Below are 23755 nucleotides of genomic sequence, written 5' to 3'. Positions count from 1 at the left end.
TGTGATTAGTCTAAACTCCTCCGGATAAACCAAGAATCGTTGATGGTAAAGCCTAAATTGATATTAATGTACCGTTCGCGGACTAAATTGTTTTTTAAAGTCCCTTGTTGACCTAGCTCCGCAGAGATATTGATTTGGGAGAATGTCCGTCCGAAATTAGTTTCGGGAAGAGGGAAACCAAAGCCGAAAGTTACAGCCATATCGTTAATTTTCTGATTCCGATAGAGGACGGGTGTTTGGGCATATCGGAATCCTAAGCGGTAGTCTACTTGATTCCAATAGCGTACAGACGTTGGATCTGGTTTGATTTGGCCGCCGACTGCAAAACTATAGCTTTCGCCCATTTTACTTTCCCCTTGTCGTACTTGGAAAGAAGACCAATCCGCATATTTAAAGTCTGCACCAATCATCCAGTTATATCCTTTCGATAGGGTGAAACCTACACTGTGTTTTAGCGGAAGGTTAATTTTTCTTGTTCCTTCAGGATCATTTGTCGTTGTATCGAGCGCGGGAGCTTCATAATCCTCATCCGAGCTAGGTTCGTAGATTGTAATAAGACGTCCGGTTTTGGCTGTGATTTTATTATTTAATGAACCGGTATATCCAACAGTTAAATTATACTTTTTACCCAGTGCTTTACTATACTGTATCCCATAATCAAGAGTGGCACCACGGATGTTTCTTGTCTCTTTTAACTGCGTATAGTATGCGCCAAGGCTGGTTGGGAATTCCACACGTGTGATGTCGTAGAGGTTTCCAAAAAGAAATCCTACATTGGCCCCCACACTTAAGCCCTTTAAAGGCGAAAATCCGTAACCAACAAAAGCTTTATTAACACCACCTTCTCCAGAAAGGCTCTTTTTGTAACTTAGTGTGTCTATGGATTCGCTGGTTGCAGCAGAATAACCAATATCTGAATAGGGAAGTAAACCAAAAGCAAAGCCGCCATATTTACTGAGGGGGATACCTATTGTAATGTGACTAAAAGCATAATCTGCCGTTTGATCAGATGCGTTATTTTTTGATAGCTGTGTAAAGTTACCATATAAACCTGCATCAAAGACCGTTCTGTTCAATGCAGAGTAGGAAGCAGGATTCGCAATGTTTAACGTTGGAATACCATTCAGGTATCTTACGGCAGTGGAAATTCCGCCCATAGCACGCGTCTGCGGAAATAAATCTTCACGCATTTGCCCAAGCCCAAATTGAGAATAAGGAGAGTTTGATGTAGATTTTTGGGCATAACTTGGTTGAATTCCCAATAATGTTAACCCCAGCAACACTTTAAGCGCTATTTTGGTAAAATTTCTTATTGAATCTGTGTACATATTTATACGTATTGCATTTTAGCAAATCCAGCGTCTTGTCTTTATTTTCTTAGGCTTTTTAATGGCTGGGCCTTATTATTTAAAGAAATGCTAAAATGTTTGCTTTGTCAAATTTCGTTACAAAACTATTTAATTTTTAATTATTCCGTTAGTTCTATTTGTTAAAAAAGGTTAATCGATTAGGGCTAAGCTTATTAGCGTTAATTTCTGATTCACCAATTGTTCTTGCCGAAAGCTGCGATGTTGTAAGCTTAGAAAAATTGGAAATAGACAATCGTTGCGATAATAACGAAATATAGGGATTCGTAGACCCATTTTGATTTGGAATTGGTAAAATAGAAGGCAAGGTATATCGCTATAGGTGGTGCACAAAGAAGGAAATGGTTGATGGTGATGTGGTCATTGAGGTAAAAGGAGCCTAAGGTCAAGAGCACCATGAAAAAAAGCAACTGAAATGCTTTTCGTACATGTACGACACTTTTGAAAAAGTAATCTTTTAAAACAAAAAGAAAAAAGAGCAAAGCAATAAGAATAGGGACGACCACGAGATAATCATAAATATTTAACGATAGTCCCGTTGGGAACGCATATCCGAGCGGTTCAAATATTTCATAAAATTCGCCTATTCGCCCTGTCCAATAATAAATAACACCGAGTAAAAAGTAGATCGTTGAAAAGCCCAGTAAAGGAGTAATCCATTCCCGCCAATTGAAAGGACGAAAGATAATGAGGCTTATCCATAGAAGAAACATCATGATCATAAAAGGGAAGTAAATCAAACTACCTATGGCAACAATCATTCCTAGGTCGAACATTAAACTTTTGACATCGTGTTGCTTATAAATGCTAAACAGCTTCCCGAGCATCCAAATGGCAATAAAATTACAGATCAGTGGAGGAGAGAGTACAAGGAAAGGGGTAAACATACTGACCAGTGTCATATACATCAACGCAGTCAGAAAATTTGGTTTACCGAGAAAATTGAAATGATTAATAATCCTGTTTAGGAAAAAAGCCTGCAATAAAGTAAGCAGGAGTGTTACAAACACGTTTTGTGCCGATTGCAGATTTCGTCCAATTTCGAATCCGATAAGGTTGTGAATAGCGGGCTCAAAAAGAATGGGCGTAATCTTTTCCGGAAGATGAAGAAATATCCCTAGGCATAGTCCCAAACCCATAATCGAAACGGACACAATATTAATGGGTGTGAATTTTCGATGTTGAGCTATTATCATGCTTCTAGTTTAGATTTTAAAGTAGGCAGGTTTATTTTTCTAGTTTCTTGATTCTTCTATCTAATATAAACAAGAATAATCCTAATACAGCAAAAATGGTAAGAAGAACCAATACGACTACGTAAATTTTGCCAGAACTGCGTAGGCCAGTTGCCATATCTACATCATTTTGAGCAAACAGTTGGGTATAGGATAGGAGGATCAAAAAAGAAGCTATAGTTAACTTTTTCATATGAATATTATTTGTTTTTTAATGGCCATATGGAATGTCTAGATTTCCTTTGGAGAGCTCACTTCGTTCGTATTGGTGTTTATTGAACGTGTTTAATTCTAATGGAATCAATGAGCTCATTACATTCGGTTTGCAATCATGGACATTTCATTTTCTTTTAATGTGTAAAAAGGGTTAATCGATTTGATTTCTTTTGTTTTCGAGTAAACGTACGCGATAACGCAAGGTGCATACCCACACGCCAATGAGTATCCATCCGATGACACTCGTGTAAAACACCGGTCTCATCTGGCTGTTCATATCTAAATCACTAAAGGTGCCATTTCCTCCACTTCCTGGATGTAGGGAGTCAGTAAGTTTCGGTAATATATAGAGTAAAACCACCATAACAGGAAAGGCAAAGATGTTGTAAATAGCTGATATTTTAGCTCGTTTCTGTTCCTCTTCCAACGCATTGCGAAGCACCAAATAAGCCAGGTACATTAATGTCGCAATCGCTGATCCATTGAGTTTAGGGTCGTTAGGCCAAGGGTCGCCCCAAGTGATATTTGCCCAAAGCATGCCTGTTAGCAGTCCCATAGAACAAAATATGATTCCTGTATTTGCGGCTTCTACCGCCAACAAGTCGTGTTCCGTTTTTCCAGAGTTTAGGTATTTAATACTGTAAATCACAGAAATTAGATACAGTGTCAGCATCGTAAACCACATGGGTACGTGGAAATAAACGTTGCGTATTGTCTCGTGTAGTATTGGTAAAACAGGAACGGGACCAAGTAAACCTGCCACAATAGCAATGCCCACCATCACTAGCCCTAAAATTTTCCACCAAGATTTTCTCATGTCCGAAAGATTGAAGAATTAATCACGCCAAAGGTAAGGAAATAACAACAAAGAAATTGTAATCGTAATTACATTAATTGCCAAAAGTACGAATATCTCTCCTGTGCTAATTGCCCGGTCAAGGCCATTTAATGCATTTTGAGAGAGTTTTATCAGGACGATAAGTAGGGGGATGATAACGGGGAAGCTGAGTATAGCCATCAAAGTGCTGTTATTACCCGTTTTGGAACTGATGCCGGAAACCATCGTAAATACAGAAGCGAAACTGACACTACCTAATAAAACAGCAACGATGTAGAGGAACGGATCGCCGACAATGTTTTTGAAGGTGAGCGAGTACGTGCTATAAGCAATTGCCGATAACAGGAGCATCACAAAGGTATTGTATATTATTTTAGATAAAATGATGGCTTTTGGACCGGCAATGGTGTAGTAATAAAGTTGTCGGTATTGGCTCTCTTGGATAAAACTCCTACTGATCGCATTAATGCTTGCAAATAAAAGAATGATCCAGAAGAGGGCGTTCCAAACAGCTGTATCTACAGATTTGAAGGCTTGATAGCATACAAATACCGTAGATACAACATATAGTAAAATACCGTTTATGGCATACTTTGAACGCCATTCGAGCACGATATCTTTATAGACTAAGGTTTTTACTTGTTGGAATAAATTCATCTTCGAGGCAAAGATACAAATACTTCATATCGAAAAGCGCCTATATTCCAGTAAATCGACTTTATGCTTTGTTGATTTCTGATTTAGCTTCTTCCACTAAAGCATCTGCTTTGCTGTTTGCTTTGCTTATCGCATCCGTTGCTTTTGTTGCCCACTCGTGTGCTTTCTCGTTTGCAACATCGAAAGCGTGTTTGCTTGCTTCTTTCGCTTTACCCTTAAAGTTTTCTAAATCTTCTTTTGCTGATTTTGCGAGTTTCCCAGCGCGTTTAGCTTCTTTTTTCGATTTTTCCTTTAACGATTTCGTTAAACTTTTTATTCCTTCATTCGCCCGTTCCAATTGTTTTTTTCCATCCTCAGTTCCCAAAAGATAGTATGCAGCTGTACCGGCCGCCAATCCTAAAAGTGCAAATGCAATTAATCCTTTTTTATTTTCCATGATTATTCTTATTAATATTTTCTAATCTATTATATATAAAATTAACAAGGTATTCTAAAAAAGGTTTTACAAAAATTGCTTTTAACAAAACTTTAACGGTGCTAGTTTTCTGCTTTTTGCGCCGATTGTAAGGAATAAAGATGATGGTAAAGGCCGCTGCCTTTAGACATGAGTTCCACGTGATTCCCCATGTCAGACACCTTTCCATTTTCAACAACAACAATCTGATCGGCGTTTTTAACCGTACTTAACCGGTGCGCAATAATAACAGATGTGCGGTCGCGCATTAGCTCTTTTAAGGCAAGTTGTACTAAACGTTCTGACTCCGAATCTAATGAGGAGGTCGCTTCATCGAGTATGAGAATTGCTGGGTCTTTCAGTAATGCTCTTGCGATAGCAATACGTTGACGCTGTCCGCCCGATAGCTTGATGCCCCGTTCGCCAACGACGGTATCGTAACCTTGTGGGAAAGCCATGATGAAGTCGTGTGCATTTGCTCTTTTGGCCGCTTTGACAATATCTTCGGCATCGGCATCCAATTTACCATAGCCTATGTTTTCTCGGATAGTGCCCCCAAATAAAAGAACATCTTGCGGAACGATAGCCACTTGATTGCGGATGTCGGTTAGGGAAAACTGACTGCTTTCTTTGCCATCATACAAGAGAGATCCATCGCTAGGCTTGTAAAATTGTAAGATGAGTGCAGCGATAGTTGATTTTCCGGTACCGCTAGGCCCTACCAGTGCGAGTTTTTTTCCAGCTTCCACGTGAAAAGAAATGTCTTTAAGTATAGGAAGGTCTGGTCGGGAAGGGTAGCTAAATCCAACATGATTAAATGTTAGCGAACCTAAGATAGGTTGTTCAATTTCTTTATTGTTTTCGGAGATGATAATAGCTTCTTGCTCTTCATCAAGTATTTCAAGTACACGCTCGCTTGCGCCTATTGTACGTTGGATATTGGCATAGAGCTCTGGAAAGCTACCCATTGACCCTGCAACAAACATGGAATATAGGATGTAAGTTGTGAGATCACCTACTGATATTTCTCCTGTGGAAACCAGCGAAGCACCGTACCAGATCACAGAAATTACGGCTCCAAAAATGCAAAATATGATAAACGACGCAAACATTCCTCGGTACGTTGCACCTTTCACGGCGAGAGATACGACAGCATCTAGCTTATTCGAATAACGCTTAGCTTCATAATATTCGTTGACAAAGGCTTTTACATTGCTAATGCCAAGGAGGGTCTCCTGTACGATGCTGTTGGAATCGGCTAATTGGTCCTGTGCCTGTCGAGATAGGTTACGGATAAATCGCCCGAATATCATTGCAGCCACTACAATGATGGGTAATATCGATAAATTCATCAAGGCCAGTTTTGGACAAACAAAAACAAGTAAACAAACCCCAAAAGCTAAGCTGATTGTCTGACGCAACATTTCAGCTAACGTGGTGGTTAGTGTATCCTGTATTTGCGCCAAATCAGCCGATAGCCTGCTGTTTAATTCACCAACCCTTCGATTGGCAAAAAATTCAACGGGCAATGTGATCAGTTTATGATAGGTGTCTTTGCGTATGCTTGAAAGGGCTTTTTCTGCAATTTCGACGAAAAGGCGAATGCGACCGAAGGAGACGATCGATTGGAAGAGCAGTATCGCCATGGATATACCGCCTATATATAATACATCGGCAGGCAACCAAGGGTAAGTCTGTCGGCCTTGAGCAGCATCAATCATGGAGCCAAGTAAGGCCGGGAACGTGAGCATCGTTAAGCTCGACAGTGTTAAAAAAAGCATGCCTAAAATGAACTTACCTCTGTAAGGACGTAAGTAGGAAAATATCTTCAAGGCTCTCTTGAGTAACTCTTTGCTTATCTTGGGCTTGGGTAAATCTTCTGATTGTGTATTACCACTGTTCAATCGCGCTCTGGCCATCCTTTTACTTTCAATTTTGCAAGCAAAAATACAGTATTATTTATGTGGGCTTATCAGTGTTTCGTCAAATTTTCGAGTCTGATTTTGTTTGTAAAGCCTATAAATAACGAAAAGCAAGGCCAATATACCGATGATTAATAGGTAAACGTAGATATTGCTGTCATGTTCCTGTTCGTCAAGTTGTCCGATTTGATTTCGAAGGCGCTCGTTCTCATCCTGTAATTTGGTGATGGTTTTCATGTAAGCGGAGACCTGTTTGTCGTATTCCAGGGCGAGTGCTTGATGGCGATGACTCTCGTAATCTTTGATTTCTAATAATCGCTTGGTTTCGAGGAATATATTGTTGTCTGTCAGGACAATTTGCTTTAAGATATCGATCGATTTCTGCATGTCGGCCTTCGTTTTGAAGATGCCGAAAATGCCTGTTTTCTGCTGCAAACTTACATCAAATTCGCCGAATCGTTGGCTTCGCTGTTGCAGAAGTTGGTTTACACGTGCACGTTGTTCTTCGAAGTTGAGCGAATCGTTCGTTTCCTGCGCGTAAGCATATGTCGCGGTAGTGAAGCTTAACAGGAAGGTGAAAAGGTAGAAAAATTTTTTCATGTGTGCTGTCGAATAATATTTCCGAAAGCGGTTGGACTTGTTAATTTCTAAAAGGATTAAACCTTGTCTATCTTTCTAAGAATTCAATCATGATGATCTCATCTTGATGAAGGCCCAGTAAACGACTTGCATGCCCTTTATTGATTGCTATCTCGAGGAAGTTACTGATGCCGAAAAGGCAGAGTTTTTCACCTTCAGGCACCTCGTTGTAATGCCAGCTTAGCCGTGTAATGGTCTCATTACGTTTGAAGTGCAATTTGAAGCTACGGCCACGTTGCGTTTCGTTAAAGAGCTCTTTGCTGATATTACTGATTACATTGCCGAAGGAATCGATGTAGGAAACATGCCCTTTTATACTGTTGATATCGACTAAAGGTTGGATGATAACCTTCTTCAATGGTCGTTCCATGGGCTGCCCTATTGCGGCCAATTTGCCTCCTTTTGCGATGTGGCAGGCCGCTTTGGTAAGAATGTCGGCAAGGGGGAAGTGCAGGTACCGAAGATCTTGCATGATGTCTATTTCGAAGAGTTCCTGTGGAATGCGGTCACCCAGAATGATGCTAAAAATACCGTTGTCAGCCCCCACAAAAAAATGATCATCAAATTTCATCATCGCATAGTGCGAGCCTTCTTGAAAAACCGTGTCGATTCCTATAAGATGTACCGTTCCTTTTGGGAAATAATGGAAGGCATTGCGAAGCACTACAGCTGCGCGCTGTATGTCAAATGAGGGGATTTCATGTGTGATATCCACCAAACGCACATCAGGCAACTGTGAGATGATACTGCCTTTTAGTGCGGCTTGGTAAAAGTCGCGATGTCCCAAATCTGTTGTTAGCGTTATTACTCCCATAGTGTACCTTCTAAAGATACTAAAAAGTTGACTTAAATAGTGGTGAATTCCTTTCTGCCGAAAAAGGGACTACAAAAGTAATAAAAGAAAGTGCAATAACGACCTTCGTTTGGGGAAAATGTCCATTTTTTGCGGCAGTTGACTAAATAACTAATTATAGTTTGTATTTTTGAAGTATTAAATGGTTTCAAGCCAATAGTTTATAAAAAGTTGGATCAAGAGGTGTAGAATTTCTGTAAAAAAACAGTTATATTTCCTCTATAAAAAGTCGCCACAACAATGCGTATTCATGATGTGAATGATGCGGGGCTTGGTGGAGATCTATTTTGCGAAAAAGGGACAAATTAGCTAAGTTTATTACAGGAATTTAAAACGCATTAAATTTGAACGAAGTACTTATCATGTTGGACGATGTCAACTTGGTGACATTGTGGGGCGCTCAAAATGAAAATTTTGAACTTATAAAAAGAGGTTTTCCGAAGCTTCGTTTGGTCGCGCGGGGAAATGAATTGAAAGTGCTGGGCGAAGAGTTGGAGCAGCAACGTTTCGAGCAGGTTTTTCAGCGCATTCTTCAGCACATCGATCAGTTTCAGTCCTTGAATACCAATGCACTCGAGGATCTGGTGGGTGTACAAGGAACCAAAATTGAGCGAAAAGAACCAGCGGATGGCGCAGCTTTTAAAGGAGAGCCTATCGTTTATGGTCCTAACGGTATTATCGTTCGGGCGCGTACGGTAAATCAGCGACGTATGGTGGATAGCATTGTAAAAAATGATATCCTATTTGCTATTGGTCCGGCCGGAACGGGGAAAACGTATACCGCCGTCGCGTTGGCGGTCAGGGCATTACGTAATAAAGAAATAAAACGGATTATTCTGACACGTCCTGCGGTAGAGGCTGGTGAGAATTTAGGTTTCTTGCCGGGAGACCTTAAAGAGAAGGTAGATCCTTATCTTCGTCCACTTTATGATGCCCTCGATGATATGATTCCATCGGACAAGTTGAAAGATTACTTGGAGCGTCGGGTGATCGAGGTCGCACCCTTGGCTTTTATGCGTGGACGTACGTTGGATAATTGTTTCGTTATATTGGATGAAGCCCAAAATGCAACGGACATGCAATTGAAGATGTTTCTGACCCGTATGGGGCCGACGGCTAAGTTTATTGTTACCGGGGATTTAACACAGATTGATTTGCCCAAGAAAACGCAATCAGGATTGGCGACAGCCGTAAAATTGTTGGATACTATCGAGGGAATCGAAATTATACATTTAAGTGGAGCGGATGTTGTACGCCACAAATTGGTGCGACGGATCTTAGAAGCTTATGGAGATATTTAAATAGAAGTGGTGCTGACGCACAGAAATAATATGAATGCAATAAAAGAAACAAATTTTAATTTTGAGGGACAGACGGCCTTCTACAAAGGTAAAGTGAGGGATGTATATACCGTTGCGGACGAGTATTTGGTTATGGTGGCGTCGGATCGTATTTCTGCATTCGATGTGGTACTACCGAGAGCTATACCTTTTAAGGGGCAGGTTCTGAATCAGATCGCTGCGAAATTTCTGCGTGCTACACAGGATATCCTGCCCAACTGGGTGATCAGTGTGCCTGATCCAAGTGTTACCATTGGTAAAAAATGTGAGCCTTTTAAGGTGGAGATGGTTATTCGTGGATATCTTGCAGGGCATGCTTGGCGTACCTATAGAGAAGGGGGAAGAACGTTGTGTGGTGTCCAATTGCCGGAAGGCTTAAAAGAGAACGATAAACTTCCTTCTCCGATTATCACACCGACCACAAAGGCCGCTTTTGGTCACGACGAGGATATTTCACGTGATGAAATTATACGCCAAGGTATTGTAGCAGAGGATGACTACATACAATTGGAAAAGTATACATTGGCGTTATATCAGCGTGGTGTGGAGATCGCTAAAGAACGTGGGCTTATTCTGGTGGATACGAAATACGAGTTTGGAAAGAAAGATGGACAGATCTACTTGATGGACGAAATCCACACGCCGGATTCTTCACGTTATTTTTATGCAGAGGGATATGCGGAAAGGCAAGCGAAAGGGGAGTCTCAACGGCAGTTGTCCAAAGAGTTCGTCCGTCAATGGTTGATCGATAACGGTTTTCAAGGCAAAGATGGTCAGCATGTACCAGAAATGACCGATGAAATCGTTCAGTCTATATCGGAACGCTATATTGAGCTTTATGAGCATATTACGGGAGAAGGTTTTGTGTATCCCGAGGCAGGAGAGGTAATCCGCAGGGTGGAAGAGAATGTCCGAGAGGCATTGAAGAAGATCGCATAAATTAGATAACGACAATATACGTATCTAGAACGTCAGATATCAACGTCGTTTTAGATACGTATGTTACGAAATAATAAGCAATCATCGTAATTTAAAACCAAGTACTTATGAAATGTTTACGAGTGCTTCACACAAATACGAATGAAAATAACCCGGACATTCCATATGGCCTTTAAAAGTCAAACCGAGTGAAACGAGCTCATTTATTCCAATGAAATCTAACACTGATAAATAATTATTTACATATGAAATTTACAATTGACAAACATGAGCGGTATGTGGTTATTGAGCCACTGACCAACTTTTTGAATGGCGAAGCTGCTGTAAAGTTGAAAGGAGAGTTTATGTTGCGGAATACGGGAGGGCAGCGTAATATCGTGTTAAATCTTTGTCATGTGGAAGACGCGAATGAAGATGGGATAAGGATGGGCTTGTTGGCAAGGCGGTTATGTAAGGCCTCTGGAGGATTGTTTATTCTAACGGGGTTAAATCAAAAGTTACGTGATCTTTTGAAAATAACAAATTTGGAAGGGTACTTCAAAATTACGCCAACGCTGTCAGATGCAGAAGATATGATATTCGGTCATGAGATTAGATTGGATCTTAGAGGAGAATCGTCATGAGTAAATTTGAAGTTCTGATTTTGGGCAATAGTTCGGCTACGCCTATGTATGGTCGTCATCCGACTTCCCAAGTATTGAATTTCAATGAACAGCTTTTCCTCATCGATTGCGGAGAAGGCACACAAATGCAGCTATTCCGTTACGGCGTTCGCAGTAATAGGATAAACCATATTTTTATCAGCCATTTGCACGGTGACCACTACTTGGGTTTAGTGGGACTAATCTCTTCGCAGCACCTCATGGGAAGACAGGCTGATCTTCATCTCTATGGTCCGGCGCCTTTGAAGGATATTTTAGAGATACAATTTAAGCATTCCGATACGCAATTGCGATTTGAGATCATTTTCCATTCGACAAACGACCAACGTGCGGAGATTATTTTAGATAGCCCGACGTTGAAAGTGACGAGCTTTCCATTGCGTCATCGTATCGCCTGTACAGGATTTCGATTTGATGAAGGTAAGCGATCGGCAACATTGAAAGCTGATGAAGTGGAGCGCTTAGGAATTCCTACGCCTTACCTTAAACTGCTGAAAAAAGGAGTGGACTATGTGGCTGCCGATGGCACGGTATATTATGCAAAGGATCTCACTTTCCCTGCACCGAAGTCTAGGAGTTATGCCTATTGTTCGGATACGATATACAGCTCTGATTATTTCGAATCGATAAAGGAAGTGGATCTGTTGTATCACGAAGCTACATTTTTACACGATATGGTTGATCGTGCGAAAGAAACATTTCACACGACAAGTTTTGAGGCTGCTGAGGTTGCCAATGCTGTATCCGTTAAGAAATTACTGTTGGGGCATTACTCGGCACGTTATAAAGATCTGCAGCCTCTTTTAGTGGAATCGAGATCTGTTTTTGCAAATACGGAGCTGTCGGAAGAAGGGAAATGGTTTGAAGTATAAATAGGCAGTTGATACGGCTTGTTATAATTTGTTTGCGCTGAGGTGCAATTATTTTGCAAAAAAAAAGCAAATTATCTAAGTTTACACGCTCAATAAAAACTTTCGTGATTCCTTAGGCATCATAAAAAGTTTTTGTTGTCCGTTGAAGACATATAGTTACAATAAAAAAGTTATGAAAGAGTCTTTTAGCCTAAACGCTCTGCTGAGGGATAATATTAAAAATTTGGTACCTTATTCATCCGCGAGAGATGAATTTAAAGGAGAGGCGTCTATTTTGTTAGATGCGAATGAAAATGCCTTTGGATCGCCGTATTCAAGGAACTATAACCGTTATCCTGATCCTTTGCAGCATCAGTTGAAGGACAAGCTTTTTCAGATAAAAGGTGTTCCAAGTAGCCACATCTTTTTAGGCAATGGAAGCGACGAAGCAATTGATATTCTTTTTCGCGCCTTTTGTGAACCAGGAAAAGACAACGTTATTCTGGTGCCCCCAACCTATGGCATGTACGAGGTGTCTGCAAATATTAATAATGTTGGTTATAAAAAAGTCAACTTAACGCGCGATTATCAATTAGATCTAGATGGTATCGCCGCTGCTATTGATGCACATACCAAGCTTATTTTTATCTGTTCACCCAATAATCCAACAGGTAATAGTATTAGAAGGCAGGATATAGAAACGATTTTAGTGAATTTTGACGGAATCGTTGTTATCGACGAAGCTTATATTAATTTTTCTAAACAGGCCTCTTTTACGAAGGACTTGGCTGAATTTCCGAATTTGGTTGTTCTGCAGACCTTATCGAAGGCTTGGGGATTAGCTGCTTTAAGATTGGGGATGGCTTTTGCAAGCCCGGATATTATCGCTGTATTTAATAAGATTAAACCACCCTATAATATCAATCAAGCGACACAAGAGATTGTGTTGGAAGCGCTACAAGGTGTGGAACAAGTGAACGAGTGGATCAAGAGCATCGTGGTCGAGCGGGATAAATTAACGCAGGACCTCTCATTGATCGCGGAGGTCGACTATGTTACACCATCCGATGCTAACTTTATTCTGGTTAAGTTGGAAGAGCCAAGGGCACTATATACGTATTTGGTGGAGCAGGGGATCATTGTTCGTGACCGTTCGAAGGTGGAGCTTTGTGAAGGATGTCTTCGATTTACAGTGGGAACTCCTGCTGAGAATAGCCGATTGTTGCGTGCTGTGCAGGCATTCTACGTCGATGTGAATAGTGCAAATAACGCGTAAATTCTATATTTTATTTAAAAAATTATGCCTGATATCGTGAAAAGAGTATTATTTATTGATCGTGATGGTACCCTTATTTTGGAACCGGAGGATGAGCAGATCGATTCCTTTGCGAAACTTAAATTTTACCCTGGTGCGTTGCAATATTTGCCACGCATTGCGAAAGAACTGGACTTTGAGTTGGTTCTTGTATCCAATCAAGATGGGCTTGGAACGGATGCTAATCCTGAAGCCAATTTTTGGCCTGTCCATCATTTTGTGATAGACACTCTCGCTGGAGAAGGCGTACATTTTGTGCGTGAACATATTGATAGCACATTTCCGCATGAAAATGCCCCTACACGAAAACCTGGTACAGGAATGTTGCAGGAATATTTTAATGTGGAGCAATATGATTTGACAAATTCTTTTGTGATCGGCGATCGGTTAAATGATGTAAAACTTGCGGAGAATCTAGGTGCTAAAGCTATTTGGCTAAGAAATGACGATAGTTTGGGACTGGCGGAAAACCTGGTGTATCAAACCGAATCTGTGGCGTTGGAAACGACGGATTGGAAGTCTATTTACGAGTTTTTAAAACTAGGCACGCGCACGGGTGAACATAGGCGGAAAACTAATGAGACCGATATCTATATTCATTTGAATCTGGATGGATCGGGTAAGGGCGACATTGATACAGGATTGCCTTTTTTTGATCATATGCTGGATCAGATTGCTCGACATGGCGCTATAGATTTAACTGTACGTGCAAAAGGAGATCTTCATATCGACGAACATCATACGATCGAAGATACGGGTATTGCGTTGGGCGAGGTTTTCTTACAGGTTCTCGGAGATAAGCGTGGTATTGAACGGTATGCGTACACCTTACCAATGGATGATTGTTTAGCACAGGTTGCTATCGATTTTGGTGGTCGGAATTGGATCGTCTGGGATGCGCAATTCAAACGCGAAAAAATTGGGGATATGCCTACTGAAATGTTTTTCCATTTCTTTAAGTCCTTTTCGGATGCTTCTAAATCTAATATTAATATAAAAGCAGATGGCGAGAATGAGCACCATAAGATTGAGGCGATTTTCAAAGCATTTGCAAAATCAATAAAGAAAGCGGTGCGCCGAGACGCTGAAAATATGCAGTTGCCTAGTACGAAGGGAGTTTTATAATGGTTACTAATTGTTACTCCTTATTTAACACAGCTTCGATATGATAGGAATTGTAAACTATGGTGCCGGAAATATTTTTTCTCTTACGGCAGCTTTAGATCGTGTTGGTATTTCATACGGTATGATTAACCAAGAAGAAGACTTCGATCGGTATGAAAAGATCATTATTCCAGGCGTTGGCCATGCAGGTGCAGCTATGGATAAATTGACAGAATCGGGCTTGGTCGAGAAAATCATTACATTAGGAAAACCTGTTTTGGGAATTTGTGTCGGGATGCAACTGTTAACGACGCATTCCGAAGAAGGGGATGCCAATTTGTTGGATATCGTTCCACTAAAGACGTTACATTTTGACCGCTTTATTGGTGAGAAGGTTCCGCATATGGGCTGGAATAGTATTTCTCCAAAAAATAAATGTCCTCTTTTTCAGGATATTCCTAATAATAGTTACTTTTATTTCGTACACTCCTATTTTATTGAGGAAAATCAAGAGTACACGAGTGCACTTTGTAATTATGGTATCGCTTTTTCGGCGGCCATTCAAAAAGATAATTTCTTCGGTGTTCAATTTCATCCGGAGAAATCAGGAAAGGCTGGTGAGCAGGTGTTGCTGAATTTCTCCAATTTATAATTGGACATGTTATTTTGATGAGATGCAATGTGGTAAGAGGCATGTAGGAATGTTCTCGTAGCACATTTATCTTTTTTTGACTTTTAACTTATTACTTAACATATGTATATCATTCCTGCTATTGACGTTCTGGACAAGAAAGTTGTCCGTTTAAGAGAGGGTAACTATGACGATGTGACAACCTACGAAATATCGTTGGAAGAACAGATTGAAAAGTATCACGCAAATGGTACTGAAATTGTGCACATTATTGATCTAAATGGAGCTAAAGGAGATTTTAGCAACCAAGAGTATCTGTTTGACATTATCCGGAAGACGGATATGAAAGTACAATACGGAGGAGGTGTTAGAAGTATTGAGAAGGTAAAGGAATTGGTGGATGCAGGTGTTTATCGTGTTATTGTCGGAACGCAGGCAATCACAAATCCGAGCTTTTTGGAAGAGTTGAGTAAGCTGAATGAAGGACGTACAAAATATGCAGATCATATTGTGATTGCTATTGATGTATTGGACGAAGTTATCAAGTACTCTGGCTGGTTGGAGAGTTCTCCAATTAAGCTTGTGGAATATATCGACAAATGTTTGGCATTAGGATTCTATCGTTTCCTTTGTACGGATATCAGTAAAGATGGTAAATTGGGCGGTGCGGGTATTGAGCTTTATCAAAAGCTTTTGGATCACTCGCCAATCATTAAGCTTATCGGTTCGGGAGGTATAAGTTCAATGGATGATATACGTGCATTGCACGCTATTGGGCGTATGGAATCCTGTGTTGTAGGGAAAGCTATTTATGAAAATAAGATTACGATCGAGGAGATAAAAGCGTGGAACCTACAATCGCTTATTAACTTTTAATATGTTAGCAAAACGTATTATTCCTTGCTTGGATGTAAAAGATGGACGGACGGTAAAGGGGGTAAATTTTGTGGACCTTCGTGATGCTGGGGATCCTGTAGAACTTGCTTGGCAATATTCTCAGCAAGGGGCAGATGAGTTGGTGTTTTTAGATATTACCGCCACCCATGAGAAGCGAAAAACAACGATTGACCTCGTGAAGGCTGTCGCTCGGCAAGTCAATATTCCGTTCACTATCGGTGGGGGAATTAATGAGTTGCACGATGCTGAACTTCTTTTAAATGCGGGCGCGGATAAAATTTCTATTAATTCGGCAGCCGTTCGCTCGCCTACGTTAATTGATGAGTTGGCACGCGCTTTTGGAAGACAGTTTGTTGTTGTTGCGGTGGATACACGTGTGGTGGACGATAAAAATTTTGTTTTCCTCCGCGGGGGAAGGGATAAGACAGCGTTGGAAACAGAAGACTGGATTAAAGAGGCAGAAAGCAGAGGCGCAGGAGAGATTCTTTTAACCTCAATGGACCACGACGGTACGAAGGGAGGATTTGATTGTGATTTTCTAAAACGTGTCAATAGCGCTATTCATATCCCGTTGATCGCGTCAGGTGGTGCTGGAAATCAACAACATTTTGTGGATGTTTTTGAACAGGCAAATGTGGATGCTGCATTGGCAGCTTCCGTTTTTCATTATGGAGAGATATTGATACCGGAATTGAAGAAAACATTACATGAAGCTGGTATAGTCGTTCGGTAAGATCCGAAGCGAAGTAAGTTGCTTTACTTTGCTTCGGCATAAATTTGTTCTTGAATTTGATGAAGCGATCAGATTTATTCATTCCTTTGTGTGATAAATAAATCGTGACGGATTCATTTTTTATTTTATACGTTAAGTATGTTAGATTTTGCAAAGGGAGATGGCTTAATTCCCGTTATCGTTCAGGATAACCAAACATTGGAAGTCTTGATGTTGGGCTATATGAATGAAGAAGCCTGGGAAAAGACCCAAAACGACGGACGAGTGACGTTTTACTCGAGAAGTAAGAATCGCTTGTGGACGAAGGGCGAAGAGAGTGGAAATTTCCTTCATGTGGTATCTACGCATATTGATTGTGATGAAGATACCTTATTGATTAAAGCTAATCCAGTAGGGCCAACCTGTCATACGGGAGCTAGAAGTTGTTTTAAGACGGAATATAATCAGAACTTTTTGCTGCAGTTGGAGCGTATTGTACAACAACGGTACGAATTTCCGGCAGAGGAATCTTATGTAAACAGGCTTAGGCAACGTGGGATTAATAAAATTGCCCAGAAAGTAGGAGAGGAGGCTGTGGAGACGGTGATTGCTGCGTTAGCAGAAACTGAGCATGATTTTGTTAATGAGACATCGGATTTAGTGTTTCATCTTCTTGTTCTTATTCGGGAGAAGGGGTTAGACCTGAATCGTATTGCTAAAAACTTAGAAAGCAGACACCAGTAAGAGTCTTGGCTTTTTAATGACATATACCAAAAGGAAGTGCTGTATATTTGTACGGCACTTTTTTATTGAAATCAGTGCATCCCTGTAGTTATTGGGAACTGAAAAAAGAAACAAACTTAAACGCCCGTTACCGAAAGCATATGTATACTATCGATATAGCCTTGTCTGCCACATTGACCGGACATCAGAACCCAATTTTTTCGTTAGCTAAAAGTAGTCACCCCTCGCATATCTTTAGTGCAGGAAACGATAAGGGGGTTGTCGAGTGGGATTTGGAAGCAGGTAAATTCAAACGTATTCTCTGCTCGGTTCCTGCTTCTGTTTATGCGATGGAATTGTTGGAAGAGCGATCTATCCTTGTGATAGGTCTGCGTAATGGAGAAATTTGGTGTGTTGATATCGATAAACAGATTTTAGTTCGTAAAATGAGTACCGAACGTGGAGCCGTGTTTGCGTTAAAATCTATTCCCGAGAAAGGTGAACTTATAGCTATTGGTGAAGAGGGGGTTGCCTATGTATGGTCTTTAGAGAATTTTGATTTGTTATATCGGTTTCGTGTTTCGACAACCACCGTGCGTACCATAGAATCTTATCCAGGGGGAAATCAGGTTGCTTTTGGTGACAAGGACGGGTATATTCATTTATATGACGTAGCTGAATTTAAGGCTGTCGAGAAGAAGAAGATTCATTCGATGCCGGTCACCGCACTAGCGGCAAGCGAACTCTATTTATATTCTGGCGGACGTGACGCGCAACTGTTTCAGCTGACGCAAAAGGATCTTTCTATTGCACAGCATTTGACAGCTCATATGTTCACCGTTTACCGTATTCTTGTCCATCCGCAGGAGGCCATTTTGGCGACTATAAGCCGGGACAAATCGATTAAAATATGGGAAAGGTCTTCTTTAGCCTTATTGAAGAATGTGAGTGTGGATCGTGGATTTGATGCGCATCGACTTTCCATAAACACGGGGATGTGGTTTAATAATCAATTGATCACGGCGGGTGATGATAAATTGATCAAGGTTTGGAATGTTACTTTCCAGGAAAAGTAACACGCCTTAGATTGAGGAGTTATCCGTTCGCAATTAAACGACAGATTTGCTCCAAATATAGTTTGTCGATGTTGTCGAAGTGATCGAGATGCTCACTATCTACATCGAGAACAGCCACGCAATTTCCAGCTTGAAAGAGAGGAACGACGATCTCGGATTTGGATAGTGAACTACATGCGATATGTCCAGGGAATTGATCGACATCTGGAACGATGATGGTTTCCTTGTCTTCCCAAGCGCGGCCACATACGCCTTTTCCGAAAGCTATACGCGTACAAGCAACCGGGCCTTGAAAAGGGCCTAATACAAGTTGATCTTGTTTGACCAAGTAAAAACCAACCCACCAAAATTGAAACTGCTCTTTGAGCGCAGCCGCAATATTTGCGATATTGGCGATTGTATCCGTTTCTCCGCTTATTAATGCTTCAATTTGTTTTACCAACAATTGGTACTGTTGTTCTTTCGTTCCCGTCGCAATGGTTAGATCTTCTGCCATTTCTTTTTATCCTTTGTTGACGACAAAAATACAAGGAAAGGAGTATATTTCTGTCATCCTGCGGTTAGAAACAGCGATGGAAATAATAGCCTGAGCCTTGGTGCCCGCGTTTCGCCTATCCCTTGATTTGTATTGCATATCAAGTTGAATTTCTATAGGTTTGTAGGATATGATAGGAAAATACAGTTATAGATTTCTTTTATTTGCCTGTTTGTGTTACACGACTTCTGTTAGGGCTCAAGATCTGAAAGGAAAGGTTGCAGCGGCTTATGAGGCTTTTGTGACGAATGGCAAGTTGAATAACGGCATAGCGTCGTTAACCGTTTTGGACGGTAAAAGTGGAACCCCTATTTTCTCAAGCAATGCTGCAGTTGGTTTTCCTACTGCTTCGACGATGAAGGTGATTACTGCTATTACGGCGTTGGATATCCTTGGGCCTAACTTCACCTATGAAACCCAATTGTCTTACAGCGGGGAGGTTGATAGTTTGGGTGTGCTGCATGGTGATATTATCATAACTGGATCCGGAGATCCCACGCTGGGGAGTGATAGGTATGCTTCGACTAAGGGCGAGGTTGTACTGGACAAGTGGATTTCTAAAATTAAGCATGCAGGTATTAGACATGTGGCGGGACGTGTGATCGGCAATGATTTACACTTCAATGGCTACGATGTTCCGGGCGGATGGCCTTGGGACGATATCGGAAATTATTATGGCGCTGGAATTTCCGGACTGAATTGGCAGGAGAACAAAGTCGGTGTAACTTTCGCACCGTCGACGGTAGGGCAAAGGGTTTCTTTGGTCAAGACGACGTCAGCACTTCAGGGTATCAATCTTGTGAACGAAGTGGCGACTGGTCCACAAGGATCTGGCGATAATGTCTACGCGTATTCGGCACCCTATTCAACGGTGATTTATCTCCGTGGAACCTATGGGAAAGATTTGAAAAAAGAGATTGAGATATCGGTTCCAGATCCCGCTTTGGCATTGGCTCAACAGCTGACTACCGCATTGAGCGAGCATGGTATTTTGACCGACAGCCTTCCTGATACCGGAAAAAGGTTACAGGATGGGGGACAGCGACTGTCCGTTGCGAAGGCGGTGTTGGATGTGCATGTTTCTCCTCCACTGAAAGAAATAGTGTATTGGTTTAATCAGAAAAGTGTTAATCTATATGGAGAGGCTCTGTTGAAGAGTTTTGGCTTACGCAGTGGAAACAAATCCGATACAAAGTATGCCGCTACGTTGTTGTCAAAATATTGGGAGCAGAAATTACGGATTCCCATTGGCGAGTTGCAGATAACGGATGGATCTGGATTGTCGCCTCAAACTCGTGTGACGACTATGGCTATGGCGAAGATCATGTACTATGCGCAAAGCAGACCTTGGTTTACCGATTTTCAAAAGAGCTTGCCTGAGATCAATAATACCCGTATGAAAAGTGGAACCATAAGTGCTGTGCTTGGATATACGGGGTACCAAACAAGTAAAACAGGCGTTCCGGTCGTATTTTCGGTTCTTTTAAATAATTATGCAGGAAGTACAACGGCTATGCGACAGGAGTTGTTTAAGTTGTTGGATATACTTAAATAACCTTAAAAATTAGCGATTTCTCCTTGGAAGTTTTAGATTTGTAGGCAACACAAACATATTTTTACTTTTCACTTTTTACGTAGAGAAAATGAGTAGCAACAGAAAAAAAGACGCTTTGGACTACCATGCAATGGGAAGACCTGGAAAGATTGCTGTCGTGCCTACCAAGCCGCACCATTCGCAAAGAGACCTTTCATTGGCGTATTCACCCGGGGTGGCGGAACCCTGTTTAGCAATTGCAGAAAATCCTGAAGATGCTTATAAGTATACATCTAAGGGTAATCTTGTCGCTGTTATCAGTAACGGTACGGCGGTATTGGGATTAGGAGATATAGGAGCGCAAGCGGGGAAACCTGTGATGGAGGGAAAGGGACTGTTGTTCAAAATATTTGCTGATATTGATGTGTTCGATATCGAGTTGGATACAAAGAATGTTGATGAGTTTGTAAAGATTGTAAAAGCATTGGAGCCTACTTTTGGTGGCGTTAACCTGGAAGATATCAAGGCTCCGGAATGTTTTGAGATTGAACGCCGTTTAAAGGAAGAAATGAATATTCCGGTCATGCACGATGACCAACATGGTACTGCGATTATTTCCGGCGCGGCATTAATTAATGCTTGTGAGCTAATCGGAAAAAATATTGCCGATTTAAAGATTGTAGTAAATGGGGCGGGAGCGGCAGCAATCTCTTGTACTGCGATGTACATTGCTGTTGGTGCGAAAAAGGAGAACATTGTCATGTTAGACAGTAAGGGAGTTATACGTACTGACCGGGAGAACCTGGATAAAACGAAAGCAGAATACGCGACAACACGTGATATTTATACGTTGGAAGAGGCAGTGAAGGATTCCGATGTATTTATAGGCTTATCTGCGGCAGATGTACTTTCGCCAGCGATGTTGTTGTCTATGAATGCGCGTCCTATTGTGTTGGCCATGGCCAATCCTAATCCGGAGATCTCTTATGATTTAGCATTGGAGACGAGAGATGATGTGATTATGGGAACTGGACGTTCCGATTTTCCGAACCAAGTAAATAATGTTTTAGGATTTCCTTATATTTTCCGCGGTGCGCTCGATGTGCGTGCAACGGGCATAAATGAAGAAATGAAGATTGCTGCGGTAAAAGCCTTGGCAGCCTTGGCAAAGCAACCTGTTCCGGAAGAGGTAAATCAGGCCTATGACACGAGTAACTTGAAATTTGGTACGGATTATATTATTCCGAAACCAACAGACCCGCGTCTTATTACGGAAGTTTCCGTCGCCGTAGCGAAAGCAGCCATTGCTTCGGGGGTTGCTAGACAACAGATTACCGATTGGGATAAGTATAAGGATGAATTGAGGAAGCGTTTAGGAAAGGACGATGGGATCATGCGTAATCTAACGACAAAAGCTAAAGCCAATCCTAAACGTGTTGTGTTTGCTGAGGCAGATAATTATAAGACCTTGCGCGCGGCACAGATTGTTAAAGAAGAAAAGATTGCTTTTCCTATTCTTTTGGGGAACAGGCAAGTCATCGAAGGACTTATTAAGGAGTATGATTTTGAGTTGCGGGACGTAGAAATTATCGATCCGAAAGAAGAGGTTGATTCACCTAGATTTGAGAAATTTAGCCAGCACCTTTATCAAAGAAGGCAGCGTCGAGGTATCTCTGAAAGTGACGCAAGAAAACTCATGGCAAATCGTAATTACTTTGCGGCATCCATGGTTCAATTTGGAGAAGCTGATACCTTGATCTCTGGTTTGACCCGTAACTACGGTTCGACAATAAAGCCGGCTTTACAGGTTATCGGTGCAAAACCGGACAGTCGCGTTGCGGGCATGTATATGATGTTGACTTCAAAGGGACCGATTTTCTTTGGCGATACAACCGTTAACGAAGATCCCACAGCAGAAGAATTAGCAGATATTACCTTATTGCTTGAAAATGCAATCAAAAGATTTAATATTAAACCACGTATTGCGTTGTTATCGTACTCTAATTTTGGGTCAAACGACGGACGTGTGGCTACAAAAGTTCGTGAAACGGCAAAAATTTTAAGAGAGAAGGCTCCTGATGTGGTTGTGGACGGAGATATTCAAGCGAACTTTGCACTGAATAGCAGTATGCTACAAGCGAATTTTCCATTTAGTGTATTAAATGGAGAGCCGGCGAATACTTTGGTGTTTCCGAATCTGGAATCAGGAAATATCGCCTATAAGTTGTTACAGGAAGTCGGAAATGCGGAGGCAGTAGGCCCGATTTTATTGGGAATGAATAAGCCTGTGCATGTATTGCAGTTGGATAGTTCGGTTCGTGAAATCGTTAATATGGTTACTATTGCCGTTGTAGACGTGCAAGAACACGAAAAGAAAAATTAAACTTCTTTCGACGAGATCATCTAAAAATATCAACAAAAAACAGCACCGTTATGTCGTATCCTGTAACGGTGTTGTTTTTTAATTAAGTTTTTGTTTTGGTGTTTCTTCTGTCGTTTGTTTTTTTAACTTTCGATTTTTTAATTATAATTGATGCGCTGCTCTTTTCTTTATTAATTTTACCTTTTTAATTTTGACTTTACATTATGTACGATTATTTTAATGGAAAACTTGTCTTTAAAGCGCCGATGCATGTTATTCTTGATGTTGGAGGAATAGGGTACCATATCCATATTTCCCTAACGACATTTTCACAGATTAAGGAACAGGAAAATTGTAAATTATTCGTTTCGTTTCAGGTGCGAGAAGATGCACATACGCTATATGGCTTTGCTACGGAGGCTGAAAGACAGTTGTTTAATCATTTGATTTCGGTGTCGGGTATAGGGCCAAATACGGGGCGTATGATGCTTTCCTCTATTACTCCTGAGGAAATCCAATCGGCTATTGTGAACGGTCAGGTGCAAGTTATTCAGAAAATAAAAGGGATTGGTCCCAAGTCTGCACAACGCGTTATTCTGGAGCTGCAAGATAAATTGAAGAAAGAAGGTGCAGATGCGCTTATTCCACTACCGTTGGCCAAACTTTCTGTTCCGGAGGAAGCATTGACAGCACTAGTTATGTTGGGCTTTGGTAAGCCACAAGCGGAGAAGGTACTGAATAGTCTGGTGGCGGTCGACCCTAATCAAAGTGTGGAAGCGCTTATTAAAGCCGCCTTGAAGAAGCTTTAAAAGGATTTGTTTCGGTGTTTGTTTAATATTTAATATTTTAATTCTTAAGGAAAATATATTTCAATTGTTTTTTTACGAAAATTG

Annotated in this window: 24 protein-coding genes; 14 read left to right on the top strand and 10 right to left on the bottom strand. The window is 41.1% G+C overall.

From position 1 onward, the window contains the following. Positions 1-5 precede the first annotated feature (5 nt). From ACSZOX_RS15670 to ACSZOX_RS15630, 9 genes are all read right to left on the bottom strand, one after another. The gene (locus tag ACSZOX_RS15670; RefSeq protein WP_437921014.1) at positions 6-1328 is read right to left on the bottom strand and encodes a hypothetical protein; all 1323 of its coding nucleotides are present in this window, start codon (positions 1326-1328) and stop codon (positions 6-8) included. Between the two features lie 251 nt (positions 1329-1579). Further along, on the bottom strand, positions 1580-2563 hold the full coding sequence (locus tag ACSZOX_RS15665) for a DUF6427 family protein (protein ID WP_437921013.1): 984 nt from the start codon (positions 2561-2563) through the stop codon (positions 1580-1582). Positions 2564-2594: 31 nt separating this feature from the next. Continuing rightward, positions 2595-2795 carry a CcmD family protein gene (locus ACSZOX_RS15660; RefSeq protein ID WP_437921012.1) on the bottom strand — a complete coding sequence of 67 codons (201 nt, stop codon included), beginning with the start codon at positions 2793-2795 and terminating at the stop codon, positions 2595-2597. Between the two features lie 174 nt (positions 2796-2969). Further along, positions 2970-3635, bottom strand: a complete 666-nt coding sequence (ccsA, locus tag ACSZOX_RS15655) for a cytochrome c biogenesis protein CcsA (RefSeq protein WP_437921011.1) — start codon at positions 3633-3635, stop codon at positions 2970-2972. An 18-nt stretch (positions 3636-3653) separates the two neighbouring features. Beyond that, positions 3654-4313: a heme exporter protein CcmB gene (locus ACSZOX_RS15650; RefSeq protein ID WP_437921010.1), complete on the bottom strand. Its 660-nt coding sequence runs from the start codon at positions 4311-4313 to the stop codon at positions 3654-3656. A gap of 61 nt (positions 4314-4374) precedes the next feature. Further along, positions 4375-4749: a hypothetical protein gene (locus tag ACSZOX_RS15645; RefSeq protein ID WP_437921009.1), complete on the bottom strand. Its 375-nt coding sequence runs from the start codon at positions 4747-4749 to the stop codon at positions 4375-4377. 101 nt (positions 4750-4850) lie between these two features. Next, positions 4851-6686, bottom strand: coding sequence for an ABC transporter ATP-binding protein (locus tag ACSZOX_RS15640; protein WP_437921008.1), 1836 nt, complete (start codon positions 6684-6686; stop codon positions 4851-4853). 36 nt (positions 6687-6722) lie between these two features. Continuing rightward, on the bottom strand, positions 6723-7289 hold the full coding sequence (locus ACSZOX_RS15635) for a hypothetical protein (RefSeq protein ID WP_437921007.1): 567 nt from the start codon (positions 7287-7289) through the stop codon (positions 6723-6725). Between the two features lie 67 nt (positions 7290-7356). Further along, on the bottom strand, positions 7357-8142 hold the full coding sequence (locus tag ACSZOX_RS15630) for an SAM hydrolase/SAM-dependent halogenase family protein (protein ID WP_437921006.1): 786 nt from the start codon (positions 8140-8142) through the stop codon (positions 7357-7359). A 383-nt stretch (positions 8143-8525) separates the two neighbouring features. Between ACSZOX_RS15630 and ACSZOX_RS15625 the strand changes: the two genes are divergently transcribed. The 11 genes from ACSZOX_RS15625 to ACSZOX_RS15575 all read left to right on the top strand — a co-directional run bounded on the left by ACSZOX_RS15625 (position 8526) and on the right by ACSZOX_RS15575 (position 18431). Continuing rightward, complete coding sequence (locus ACSZOX_RS15625) at positions 8526-9482, top strand: PhoH family protein (protein ID WP_437921005.1); 957 nt, start codon at positions 8526-8528, stop codon at positions 9480-9482. A 30-nt stretch (positions 9483-9512) separates the two neighbouring features. Continuing rightward, positions 9513-10460 (top strand): phosphoribosylaminoimidazolesuccinocarboxamide synthase, encoded by a 948-nt coding sequence (locus ACSZOX_RS15620; protein ID WP_437921004.1) that lies wholly within the window; start codon positions 9513-9515, stop codon positions 10458-10460. A 245-nt stretch (positions 10461-10705) separates the two neighbouring features. Next, positions 10706-11083 carry an STAS domain-containing protein gene (locus ACSZOX_RS15615; RefSeq protein WP_437921003.1) on the top strand — a complete coding sequence of 126 codons (378 nt, stop codon included), beginning with the start codon at positions 10706-10708 and terminating at the stop codon, positions 11081-11083. Continuing rightward, positions 11080-11994, top strand: a complete 915-nt coding sequence (locus tag ACSZOX_RS15610; RefSeq protein ID WP_437921002.1) for a ribonuclease Z — start codon at positions 11080-11082, stop codon at positions 11992-11994. The genes ACSZOX_RS15615 and ACSZOX_RS15610 overlap by 4 nt, the downstream gene beginning before the upstream one ends. A gap of 172 nt (positions 11995-12166) precedes the next feature. After that, positions 12167-13249, top strand: a complete 1083-nt coding sequence (hisC, locus tag ACSZOX_RS15605; protein ID WP_437921001.1) for a histidinol-phosphate transaminase — start codon at positions 12167-12169, stop codon at positions 13247-13249. A gap of 24 nt (positions 13250-13273) precedes the next feature. Then, positions 13274-14413 carry a bifunctional histidinol-phosphatase/imidazoleglycerol-phosphate dehydratase HisB gene (hisB, locus tag ACSZOX_RS15600; protein WP_437921000.1) on the top strand — a complete coding sequence of 380 codons (1140 nt, stop codon included), beginning with the start codon at positions 13274-13276 and terminating at the stop codon, positions 14411-14413. Positions 14414-14453: 40 nt separating this feature from the next. Then, complete coding sequence (gene hisH / locus ACSZOX_RS15595) at positions 14454-15044, top strand: imidazole glycerol phosphate synthase subunit HisH (RefSeq protein ID WP_437920999.1); 591 nt, start codon at positions 14454-14456, stop codon at positions 15042-15044. Positions 15045-15146: 102 nt separating this feature from the next. Beyond that, a complete protein-coding gene (locus ACSZOX_RS15590) occupies positions 15147-15899 on the top strand; it encodes a HisA/HisF-related TIM barrel protein (protein ID WP_437920998.1) in 753 nt (250 codons plus the stop codon). A gap of 1 nt (position 15900) precedes the next feature. Then, the gene (gene hisF / locus ACSZOX_RS15585; RefSeq protein WP_437920997.1) at positions 15901-16653 is read left to right on the top strand and encodes an imidazole glycerol phosphate synthase subunit HisF; all 753 of its coding nucleotides are present in this window, start codon (positions 15901-15903) and stop codon (positions 16651-16653) included. Between the two features lie 138 nt (positions 16654-16791). Continuing rightward, positions 16792-17376 carry a bifunctional phosphoribosyl-AMP cyclohydrolase/phosphoribosyl-ATP diphosphatase HisIE gene (gene hisIE / locus ACSZOX_RS15580; protein WP_437920996.1) on the top strand — a complete coding sequence of 195 codons (585 nt, stop codon included), beginning with the start codon at positions 16792-16794 and terminating at the stop codon, positions 17374-17376. A gap of 140 nt (positions 17377-17516) precedes the next feature. Beyond that, entirely contained in the window at positions 17517-18431 is a 915-nt protein-coding gene (locus ACSZOX_RS15575; RefSeq protein ID WP_437920995.1) for a WD40 repeat domain-containing protein, read from the top strand. A gap of 19 nt (positions 18432-18450) precedes the next feature. On the opposite strand, the gene ACSZOX_RS15570 is transcribed toward ACSZOX_RS15575, so the two are convergent. After that, the gene (locus ACSZOX_RS15570; protein ID WP_437920994.1) at positions 18451-18927 is read right to left on the bottom strand and encodes a GAF domain-containing protein; all 477 of its coding nucleotides are present in this window, start codon (positions 18925-18927) and stop codon (positions 18451-18453) included. Between the two features lie 169 nt (positions 18928-19096). On the opposite strand from ACSZOX_RS15570, the gene dacB reads away from it, so the two are divergent. From dacB to ruvA, 3 genes are all read left to right on the top strand, one after another. Then, complete coding sequence (dacB, locus tag ACSZOX_RS15565; RefSeq protein ID WP_437920993.1) at positions 19097-20521, top strand: D-alanyl-D-alanine carboxypeptidase/D-alanyl-D-alanine endopeptidase; 1425 nt, start codon at positions 19097-19099, stop codon at positions 20519-20521. Positions 20522-20609: 88 nt separating this feature from the next. Then, positions 20610-22883, top strand: coding sequence for an NADP-dependent malic enzyme (locus ACSZOX_RS15560; RefSeq protein ID WP_437920992.1), 2274 nt, complete (start codon positions 20610-20612; stop codon positions 22881-22883). A 203-nt stretch (positions 22884-23086) separates the two neighbouring features. Next, complete coding sequence (gene ruvA / locus ACSZOX_RS15555; protein ID WP_437920991.1) at positions 23087-23671, top strand: Holliday junction branch migration protein RuvA; 585 nt, start codon at positions 23087-23089, stop codon at positions 23669-23671. Positions 23672-23755 lie beyond the last annotated feature (84 nt).

Origin of the sequence: Sphingobacterium sp. LRF_L2, assembly GCF_965644235.1 — a bacterium.
GTDB lineage: Bacteria > Bacteroidota > Bacteroidia > Sphingobacteriales > Sphingobacteriaceae > Sphingobacterium.
This window is presented reverse-complemented; position numbering and strand designations above follow the sequence as displayed.